The 10,381-nt window shown below is 61.4% G+C and carries 7 protein-coding genes; 1 reads left to right on the top strand and 6 read right to left on the bottom strand.

The features are described 5' to 3' along the window. From B7L71_RS12560 to B7L71_RS12535, 6 genes are all read right to left on the bottom strand, one after another. Window positions 1-302 (bottom strand): MlaA family lipoprotein (locus B7L71_RS12560; RefSeq protein ID WP_139790133.1); only part of this gene is annotated, 302 nt, incomplete at its 3' end. A gap of 137 nt (window positions 303-439) precedes the next feature. After that, on the bottom strand, window positions 440-1,564 hold the full coding sequence (locus B7L71_RS12555) for a beta-ketoacyl-ACP synthase III (protein WP_081138375.1): 1,125 nt from the start codon (window positions 1,562-1,564) through the stop codon (window positions 440-442). A gap of 11 nt (window positions 1,565-1,575) precedes the next feature. Further along, the gene (hrpA, locus tag B7L71_RS12550; RefSeq protein WP_081138373.1) at window positions 1,576-5,607 is read right to left on the bottom strand and encodes an ATP-dependent RNA helicase HrpA; all 4,032 of its coding nucleotides are present in this window, start codon (window positions 5,605-5,607) and stop codon (window positions 1,576-1,578) included. A 94-nt stretch (window positions 5,608-5,701) separates the two neighbouring features. After that, entirely contained in the window at window positions 5,702-7,372 is a 1,671-nt protein-coding gene (locus B7L71_RS12545; RefSeq protein WP_081138371.1) for an AMP-binding protein, read from the bottom strand. Between the two features lie 195 nt (window positions 7,373-7,567). Then, the gene (locus tag B7L71_RS12540) at window positions 7,568-8,353 is read right to left on the bottom strand and encodes a class II glutamine amidotransferase (RefSeq protein ID WP_016914338.1); all 786 of its coding nucleotides are present in this window, start codon (window positions 8,351-8,353) and stop codon (window positions 7,568-7,570) included. Between the two features lie 28 nt (window positions 8,354-8,381). After that, window positions 8,382-8,807 carry a hypothetical protein gene (locus B7L71_RS12535; protein WP_016914339.1) on the bottom strand — a complete coding sequence of 142 codons (426 nt, stop codon included), beginning with the start codon at window positions 8,805-8,807 and terminating at the stop codon, window positions 8,382-8,384. Between the two features lie 62 nt (window positions 8,808-8,869). Here B7L71_RS12535 and B7L71_RS12530 point away from each other — a divergent pair. After that, the coding region (locus tag B7L71_RS12530; RefSeq protein ID WP_170919501.1) for a S9 family peptidase at window positions 8,870-10,381 on the top strand (1,512 nt) is incomplete at its 3' end.

Here is a 10,381-nt window from a genome sequence, read left to right as displayed (position 1 = left end):
AAGAAATTACCTACGCCAGTCTGCACCGGCTGAGGGGTGACGGTCTTGTACCCCGTGGCCACAGGCTTCAGCGCGTAGCGATCGAGCACGTCATTGAAAGCGAACACTCGCCGATTGAAGCCTTCCCAAGGGTCTTCCGGATGCGCTGACTGCTCAACGGCACCCTCTTCGCGCTCGCCGTCGCGCTCCTGGGGAGACGTGCTGGCACATCCCCCCATGGCCAACGTGGCCAGCAACAGAACGGGGAGCCAGGGGCGCCACGTTCCGGGAGCCGTGTCTTGCGTGGCAAACAACCTCAGCATGGGGTTTCCTCTTTTCACATCATCAACGCATCTTCAAAGTGTACAACGCCAACGCTTCGCCGCTGACGTGGTTTTCACGACGTACTTATCACAAGTACTTATCACAAGTACTTATCCAAAGTACTTAGCCCAGGTACTTAGCCTTCTCGGCGAAGGATCACGCTACCCGCGCTGTACCCTGCACCAAACGAACAGATCACCCCAATATCGCCTTCCGCCAGGTTCTCGCGATGCAGGTGGAAAGCGATGATGGACCCCGCCGAGCTGGTATTGGCGTAGCGGTCCAGGATGATCGGCGCCTGCGGCACATCAGGCTCCTGGCCCAGCACCTTACGGGCAATCAGGTCGTTCATGTGGCGATTGGCCTGGTGTAACCACATCCGCGAAAGGTCCTCACCGCTCAATTCCAGGGAGGCCAGGTGCTCGGTGATCAGCCTGGCCACCAGCGGGCAGACTTCCTTGAACACTCGCCGTCCCTCTTGCACGAACAGCTTGTCCAGGGCCAGCGGGTCGCTGTCGGTGACTCGATTGAGAAAACCGGCATTGTTACGAATGGCGTTGGAAAACTGAGTGACCAGGCGTGTCCCTAGAATCGCATAACGCTCACTGGCCACGGCCACCTCACTGCTTTCCAGTACCATAGCAGTACAAGCATCGCCGAAAATAAAGTGGCTGTCACGGTCTGTGAAATTCAGGTGTGCCGAGCAGATCTCGGGATTGACGATCAGCGCACGTTTCACCCGCCCTGCCGCAATCGCATTGGCCGCGGTCTCCAGCGCAAACGTGGCGGAGCTGCACGCCACGTTCATGTCAAAGCCGTAGCCCGACGTGCCCAGCGCTTGCTGCACTTCCACGGCCACGGCCGGGTAGGCGCGCTCCAGGTTCGAGCAGGCCACGATGACCAGCTCAATATCCGCCGCCGATACCCTGGCTGCCGCCAATGCCTGACGCGCGGCTTCGGTCGCCATCTCACACTGAATCGACGGCTCGTCGTTGTCACGTTGTGGCAGTTTAGGCCGCATTCGCTCAGGGTCAAGAATCCCGGCGGCATCGAGCACGTAACGGCTCTTGATACCCGAGGCCTTCTCGATGAACTCGGTGCTCGAATAGGCCAGCGCTGCCCGCTCACCCTGGGCAATGGCCTCGGCATGGCGCGCGTTCTCGCGATCTACCCATGCATTGAAGGCAGCGACCAGCGCTGCATTATCGACCGCGTGTTCCGGCGTATAGAGTCCTGTTCCGGTAATCACTGCCTGTGTCATGCCAACCTCCTTCATTGAATGCCTTGCCCGCGGGTGATCTCTTCCCAACGCTTCTCCAGGCGTTTTGCCGATACCGGCATGTGCGTGCCCAACTGCTGCGCAAACAGCGACACTCTCAATTCCTGTATCCACCAACCGAACGCTACCAGCGTCGGGTCTTCGGCCGCACCACGGCGCTCGCTTTTGCGCCGTGCGTCAAAGCGCGCTTCGAGGGCTTGGACATCCTGCATCAGCATTTGGTCCCTGCCCCGCTCTCGGGCGGCCTTTTCCAATCGAATCAAGGCGGCTTCCATGTAGCGTGGATACTCCGTGAGCCACTCGTCCGCATCACGGATGAAGCCTGGGTAAACCAGCCGCTGCATCTGCGCACTGACATCGCTGTAGACCAGCGCCAGTGCAAAATTAAGTTTCCCTTTCAGAATCTTGCTGACGGCAAGATGGCCTTTCAGTGCCTCTTCGACACGCCCCAGCACGGTCTCGGCATGGGCCACCAGTTGAGGCTGGGTCTTTGCCAGTCGCTCGGCCAGCTCACCGGCAGAACGCGGTAGCGGATGCTGTGCCACGACCTGTGTAAACACCGCCAGCAGCAAATCCTCGACCAGCGCCTGCTTGCTGCCTACCTTGGCGAACAGCAGCGCGCACTTTTCGACTCCGGGTAGCCGTTTGATGGCTTTGACCTGCTCGGGCAGCTTGGCAATGGCCAGCCGCGCCACCCCTTCCTGATGCGCAAACTGCGCCTTGGCGGGATGATCGAACAGGCTGACCTTGAAGTGCCCGCCCTCAGCGACCAAGGCCGGGTAGGCTTCCACGCGAATGCCCGCCTGGCTGGTGACACGAGATTCAGGTAGCGGCGATGCGGGCAGCTCTTCCAGCGTGGGTGCCTGGCTGGCCTGCTCGGCCAGCGCCTGGGCGCCGGCACTGGCGGCTTCCTCGAAGCGCCGCTCCAGGGCACGTACATCACGCCCTTGCCCCAGGGTCTTGCCCCCATGATCGACCACCCGCACATTCATGCGCAGGTGTGGCGGCAGCAGATCGAGACGCCAGTCGTCGGGGTGAACCCGCGTGCCGGTACGCCGCCGGATGAACTCGCCAAGCGCCTCGGTCAAGGGGCGCTCGTCCGGCACCAGCGTTTCCAGGGCGGCATCGACCCAATCGGGGATAGGCACCACCTGGCGGCGCAGGCTTTTGGGCAGCGACTTGAGCAGCGCAATACACTTCTCGCGCAACAGGCCCGGCACCAGCCAGTCGAGGGCATGGGCAGGCAGCTGCGGCAGCATCGCCGCGGGCACGGTAAGGGTGACACCATCGTCCTCGGCATCCGGGTCGAAGTGATAGCTCACCGGATAGGCCACGCCCGCCAGGGTGAGGTGGTCCGGGTACTGCGCCTGGGTCACGTCGTGGGCATCACGGGCCTTGAGCGCCTCGAGGTCGAACTTCAGAAGCTCGGGCTGTTGCTGCTCGGCCTGCTTGCGCCAGTGTTCGAACCCCTTGCCATTGACGATGTCCGCCGGAATGCGCTCGTCGTAGAAAGCAAACAGGCTCTCTTCGTCCACCAGTATATCGCGCCGCCGGGCACGATCCTCCAGCGCCTCGACCTCTTCGATCAACGCCCGATTATGGGCAAAGAACGCGCCTCGGGTCTGGAACTCGCCTTCGACCAGCGCACGACGAATAAACAGCTCCCGCGACTCCTGGGGCGCAATGGGGCCATAGTGCACCCGGCGCCGGGCAACGATAGGCAGGCCAAACAGGGTCACCTGCTCGAACGCCACCACCTGGGCGCGCTTCATTTCCCAGTGGGGCTCGCTGTAGCTGCTTTTGACCAGATGCTGCGCCTGCGGCTCGATCCACTGGGGGTCGATTTTGGCCACGGTGCGTGCAAACAGCTTGGTGGTTTCGATCAGCTCGAAGGCCATGACCCATTTGGGGCTCTTCCTGGCCAACCCGGAGCCGGGATGGATCATGAATTTGCGGTTGCGAGCGCCCAGGTATTCGCGGTTCTCCAGCAGCGTTCCCAAATTGGACAACAGACCCGACAGCAGCGCCTGGTGCAGCTTGCCAGAGGTTTTACGCCGCGCCTGCCTGGCCTGCTCTTCGCTTTCGTCTTCATCGCGAGGCAGCGGTGGCGGCACCTCGATATCCATGTCACGCAGCAGCTGACGCAGTTGACGGAACGTATCGTGCCACTCGCGCATGCGCAGATAGTTGATGTAGTGCTCGCGACACCAGCGGCGCAGCTGATTGCCCGAGAGCGCCTCGCGAGCATTTTCGATGCCGTGCCATAGGTTGAGCAAAGCGACGAAGTCGGAATCCGGGTCGTGCCAGCGCTGATGCGCCTGGTCGGCCGCCTGACGCTTGTCGGCAGGCCGCTCTCGCGGGTCCTGAATGGCCAGCGCCGAGACCACCACCAGCACGTCGCGCAGGCTACCCCGTTCGGCCCCTGCCAGCACCATGCGCGCCAGCCTTGGATCGATAGGCAGTTTGGCCAGCTTACGGCCCAGCGGGCTCAACTGGTGCTTGTCGTCCACCGCACCCAGCTCGAGCAGCAGCCGGAAACCATCCTTGATGAAGCGGCCGTCAGGCGGGTCGACAAACGGAAAGTCTTCGATGTGCCCCAGCTTCAGCGCCAGCATGGACAGAATCACCGACGCCAGGTTGGTGCGCTGAATTTCAGGGTCGGTAAACGCCGGGCGAGCCAGAAAGTCGTCTTCATCATATAGCCGAATGCATACCCCTTCGGCCACACGGCCACAGCGCCCCTTGCGCTGGTTGGCGCTGGCCTGGCTGATGGGCTCGATGGGCAGCCGCTGGATCTTGGCACGGTAGCTGTAGCGACTGATACGCACCAGGCCCGGGTCGATGACATAGCGAATTCCCGGTACGGTCAGCGAGGTTTCCGCCACGTTGGTGGCCAGCACGATACGTCGCCCGCGATGGGGGGCGAACACGCGATTTTGCTCTTCGTTGGACAGCCGCGCATAGAGCGGCAAAATGTCGGTGCCTTTCAGGTCGGCACGGCGCAGCGTATCGGCGGTTTCCCGAATGTCACGCTCACCGGGCAGAAACACCAGCACGTCCCGGGGGCCGTGAAGCCAGCCTTTCTGGCGCTCGATGACCTCGATTTCCCGCACGGCATGAAGAATACCCTCTTGCAGCGTGCGGTCTTCCTCGTCCTCTTCGCTGCGCACCAGCGGGCGATAAAGGACATCCACCGGGTAGGTACGGCCCAAGACTTCGACCACCGGAGCCGGCGCGTCAGGCGTGCCGAAGTGGGCCGCAAAGCGCTCGACGTCGATGGTGGCGGAGGTGATGATCACCTTCAGGTCCGGGCGTTTAGGCAGCAACCGCTTCAGGTAGCCCAGCAGAAAATCGATATTGAGGCTGCGCTCATGGGCTTCATCGATGATCAGGGTGTCGTAGCGCAACAGCAGCGGATCGTGCTGAGTTTCGGCCAGCAGAATCCCGTCGGTCATCAGCTTGACCAGCGTCGTGGGCGTGCTCTGGTCATTGAACCGCACCTGATAGCCCACCTGCTCACCCAGTGCCACCTCCAGCTCATCGGCAAGCCTGGCTGCCACGCTGCGTGCTGCCAGCCTGCGCGGCTGAGTGTGGCCAATCAGGCCCTGGCGTCCGCGCCCCAGTTCCAGGCACATTTTGGGCAGCTGAGTGGTTTTACCCGAGCCGGTTTCACCGGCCACGACCACTACCTGGTGCTCCTGAATGGCTGCCAGAATATCCTCGCGGCGCTCGACGACGGGCAGCTCGCCGGGGTAGTTCAGAGTGACACGCAGGGCTTCCCGCTGGGCCAGCAACTGCGTGGCCTTTGCCATGTCGCGGCGCAGCTCGTTGACACCACGGTCAATCGGCTTGTTGTCACGCTGGCGTCGCTTCAAGCCCGACACACGCCGGGCCAGGCGCTCACGGTCGCGTAGCATGACATCACCCAGCGATGCGTCGAGTACCGCCAGCGAAGCAGCAGGATCTTGCGGGGATTCAGTGCGAGAAGAGTGCGTGTCGGTGGTCACGTTAGGCTCGGTTTCCATCTCAGAATAAAACGTCGGCCCACTCATGGAGTGGGCCGACCATTGTACCGCTTTCAATCACGTGACGCCTAACGCCAGCCAATATGGCAATGTATCAGGCTTGGTTGGTTTCCTGGTCGCGCAGCTGGCGACGCAACACTTTACCCACATTAGTCTTGGGCAGCTCATCACGGAATTCAACGTACTTGGGTACCTTGTAGGCGGTCAGCTCCTTTTTGCACCAGGCGCGCAGCGTCTCGGCATCCAGCTGACTGTTTTTCGACACGACGAAGAGCTTGATGGCTTCGCCGGCGTTTTCATCGGCCACCCCGACGGCAGCCACTTCCAGCACGTCGGGATGCGCGGCCACGACGTCTTCCACTTCGTTGGGATAGACGTTGAAACCGGACACCAGAATCATGTCCTTTTTGCGATCGACGATCTTGATATAGCCATCATCTTGAAGAACGGCGATATCACCGGTGTGGAACCAGCCCTGCTCATCGATGGAGTTACGCGTTTCGTCTTCACGCTGCCAGTAGCCTTTCATGACTTGAGGCCCTTGCACGCACAGCTCCCCTGGCTCACCGAACGGCACGTCGTTGCCCTCGCTGTCCACCACCTTCACCGCCGTACCTGCCACGGGTTTGCCGATGGTGCCCAATTGAATGGCGTCATTGGGGTTGAAGCTGACAATGGGGGACGTTTCTGTCAGCCCGTAGCCTTCGGCAATCGGGCAGCCGGTGGTCTCTTCCCAGCGCTGGGCGGCTGCCTTGGTCAAGGCCATGCCGCCGGAAATGGTCAGCTTGAGTTTCGAGAAGTCGAGCTGGCGGAAATCATCACGGTTGCACAGGGCATTGAACAGCGTGTTCAAACCGATAAAGCCGGTGAACGGCAGCCCTTTCAGCTCCTTGACAAAGGCTGGCAAGTCACGCGGATTGGTAATCAGCAGCGAGTGGTTGCCGGTTTCCATCAGGAACAGGCAGTTAACGGTAAACGTGTAGATGTGGTACACCGGCAGCGGCGCAATGACCAGCTCTTCACCATCGGTCAGATTCTCGCCAATGGCCGAGCGTGCCTGCAGCATGTTGGCCACCAGGTTGCGGTGGGTCAGCATTGCCCCTTTGGGCATGCCCGTGGTGCCACCGGTGTACTGCAGCGCGGCCAGATCTTCCTGGGTGCGGTTTACCGGGCGATAGGTAAGCGAAGCGCCCTTCTTCAGCGCATCGCGAAAGCCAACCGCGCTGGGCAGCGAGTAGGCGGGCACCATTTTCTTGACGTGCTTGACTACGGCATTGATCAGCCAACGCTTGGGCACGTCGTGCAAATCCCCCAGCTGGGTGACCAGCACGTGCTTGATGTCGGTCTTGTCCAGCACCTTCTCGAGCTTGTCGGCCATATTGGCCAGAATCAGGATGGCCTTGGCATTGGAGTCCTTGAACTGGTGAGCCATTTCACGCTCGGTGTAGAGCGGGTTGGTGTTCACTACCACCAGACCAGCACGCAGCGCGCCAAAGACGGCCACCGGGAACTGCAGTACGTTGGGGAGCTGGATGGCGATTCGATCCCCGGGCTCCAGATCGGTTTCATGCTGCAGCCAGGCAGCGAAGTCCGCTGACAAGCGGTCCAGCTCGGCAAAGCTGAGCGTCTTGCCCATGCAGGTAAAGGCAGGCTTCTGGGCAAAGCGCTTGACTGCCGAATGGAATACATCAGTGACCGAGTCGTACTGCTCCAACCCTTCAAGCGCTGGGCCGCGTAAAATGGAGGCGCTGGCGTGTTCGCTCATGGGGAATCTCCGCTATCCGTGTCGATGCTGTACCGACCTTGTTATTGTGGCGAGGCTATCAAGTAGTTCATGAACGCCAACCATATACGACGTCCGGCAGACTGTAAAACGAACGATTGAAACTTGCGTTTCAACTTTAGCTTAAAGCCCTTCGACCCTCACCACCGTTCTGGTCATGCCATTTCTTTAGCATAGTCAGGATTTTGGGCCATAACGCGCACGGATTTCTCCCCCACGCCATACCAGCAGTTCACCCGGCGCCATACGCTGCCAGGCTTCATTGTGGGTCAGAGGCGCGGTGGCCACCACCGAAACGATATCGTTGGGCGTGGTGTGCTCGACGAAATTGACCGTCATCTCGGCATCCGAGAGTTCCGCCTGCCCAAACGGTGCCCGTCGAGTGATGTGCGCCAGTTTGGTAGAACAGTAGCAATAGAGATAGACACCGTCCGAGAGCAGCAGGTTGAACACCCCCAGCCCGCGCAGCTGTTCACACAGCGCGTGCAGGGTTTCCCAGAGCACGTCAGGTGACTCAGGGGGCGTGGGGAAGCGCTGGCGCAGCTCGCCCATCAGCCAGCAAAAAGCATGCTCACTGTCGGTACTGCCCACGGGGGTGTAGAGCCCCAGCGGAAGCTGCTGCCAGTCACTCAGTTGCCCGTTATGGGCGTAGCACCAGGGCCGCCCCCACATCTCACGGGTAAAAGGGTGCGTATTGGCCAGCCGAACGCCCCCCACGTTGGCCTGGCGGATATGGCTGATGACCACATGGGACTTGATCGGGTAGTCGCATATCAGCCGCGCGATGGGCGAATCCACTGAGGGATGAGGGTCGCGAAACTCTCGATAGCCGCCCTCTTCATAGAACGCAATGCCCCAGCCATCGCGGTGGGGCCCCGTACCGCCGCCTCGGTGCAGAAACCCCGAAAAGCTGAAGCAGATATCCGTGGGTACATTGGCGCTCATACCCATCAACTCACACATGACAACGCCTCCCTGGCCGCTTGGGAGCTCAACGAATCACCGGCTCACGGCGGCGAACAGGCTGTGGCTCTTCGGCGCGCTGACGCCGCGCTGGGGCTTCTTCGACCGGCATCGGACGGCGCCACCACCACAATACGATGCCTACGCAAGCGCCCAGCGCCATGCCCAGCAATGCCCACAGCAAACCGCCGCGTAAACCGCTCACGCCATGTTCGAAAAAGCCCATCGCCGCTACCATGGCCGAGGGCGCCCAGCCCGTATAGAACTCGCCCTCTTCCACCAGCGGCAAGCGGTAATTGGCCGGCATCCACATGATGCCCGCCACGGCCCAGGTGATGGCCAGCCGGGGCAGACGCGGTAACCAGGCCAGCGCAAAGTAAATGGCCATCATGACCAGCAGCGAGAGCCCGTAATAACTTAGCCACAGCAGTGACATTGAGTCAGCAAACAGCATAATACCCCTCATGTGGGTGGAAGCACCCGACGTTGATTTCCCGTTATGGTACCTGTCAATTTATGAAAGCACAGCCTGGTATGTACGAAGGCTCGCCCGTAGCACGCTATTATCGCGCCGATGACCCTGAATGGCACTGGTTGGAATCCCGTGATGCACCAGACGTTCAAGCTTTTTTGGCCGACGCCAATCAGCAGCATGCCGACTGGTTTCGCCCTTTGGCGCCGCTGGCCGACGCCCTCTACCATTCACACTTGGCACGGCGCGAGCTGGCGGTCAAAAGCCTGGCCACGGTATTGGATCACTTCACCTGCTGGAGCGAAACGGGAGCCGACGACGACTACCCCTGCTGGTGGCGACATCCCAACGGCCAGCCCCAGCGTGCCGAGTGCTTTCTGGATGTGCGCGAGCGCGCGGCAGGGCAGCCGTTCTACGACATGGGGGACATGGCCCTCTCCCCCGACGAGCAGTGGCTGGCCTGGACCGAAGACACCCAAGGGGACGAACGCTACACCCTCTGGCTGAAAGCGTTGCCCAGCGGCACTCCCCGCCAGTTGCTCGAAGACATCGGGCCGTCGGTGTGCTGGGCAGAGGACCAGACAACCCATGGCGCGACGCTGCTGTTTACCCGCTTCGACGACACCCAGCGCCCCGATAGCTTGTGGCGACTGTGGGTAGGGCTCAATAGCGACGCCGCGGTCTACACCGACGCTCAGGCTAGCGCACCGACACTGATCCTGCGTGAAGACGACCCGGAGTTCTGGCTGGGCGTTGGCAAGACCCGCTCGCGTCAATGGCTGATCATCGAGAGCGGCTCGAAAGATACCACGGAGGTCCACGCCCTGCCCGCCCACCAACCCGCCGCGAGCCCAGTATGCCTGCATGGGCGCACGAATGGCGTGGAGGTCAGCATCGACCATCGGCCGGGGGCTTTCTACCGGCTACACAATCAGGCAGGGCCACACTTTGCCCTGGATACGCGTGCCGACACACTGGAAGATACGGGCTGGAAAAGCCTGCTGCCCCTGCGGGAGGACGCCACGCTGGAAGGAGTCGATGCGTTCGCCTGGGGGCTGGTCGTGGCCGAACGCAGCCATCAGGAAGCTCAGGTGAGGTTGAGGCAACTGAGCCTGGCCGAAGATGGCCATACGCTCATCGAAGATCACTACCTGGCGCTACCCGACACGCCTGTCTCGCAGCTTCTGGAGGACATGCCCCACTTCGATGCACGCACGCTCCACCTGCGGGAAGAGTCTTTTACCCACCCGCCCCGCTGGTTTGCGCTGAACCTGGACAGCGGTGAGCGCACGCTACTCAAGCAAGTACCGGTACACGGCAGCCTCTCCCCTGAGCAACTGGTCAGCCGACGGATCTGGGCCACCAGCCACGACGGTGAACAGGTGCCCGTTTCCGTGGTCATGCGTGCCGATCTGGTCGGGCAGCCTCTGCCGACGCTGCTATATGGCTACGGTGCCTATGGCGAAGCGCTCGACCCCTGGTTTTCGATTGCCAGGCTAGCCCGGATGTTGCACCGGGTCAGTCAGAAGTCCTCAGATGCCAGGCTCGGTGGGGAT

The organism is Halomonas sp. BC2 (genome assembly GCF_002078115.1).
Taxonomy (GTDB): Bacteria; Pseudomonadota; Gammaproteobacteria; order Pseudomonadales; family Halomonadaceae; genus Vreelandella; species Vreelandella stevensii.
This window is presented reverse-complemented; position numbering and strand designations above follow the sequence as displayed.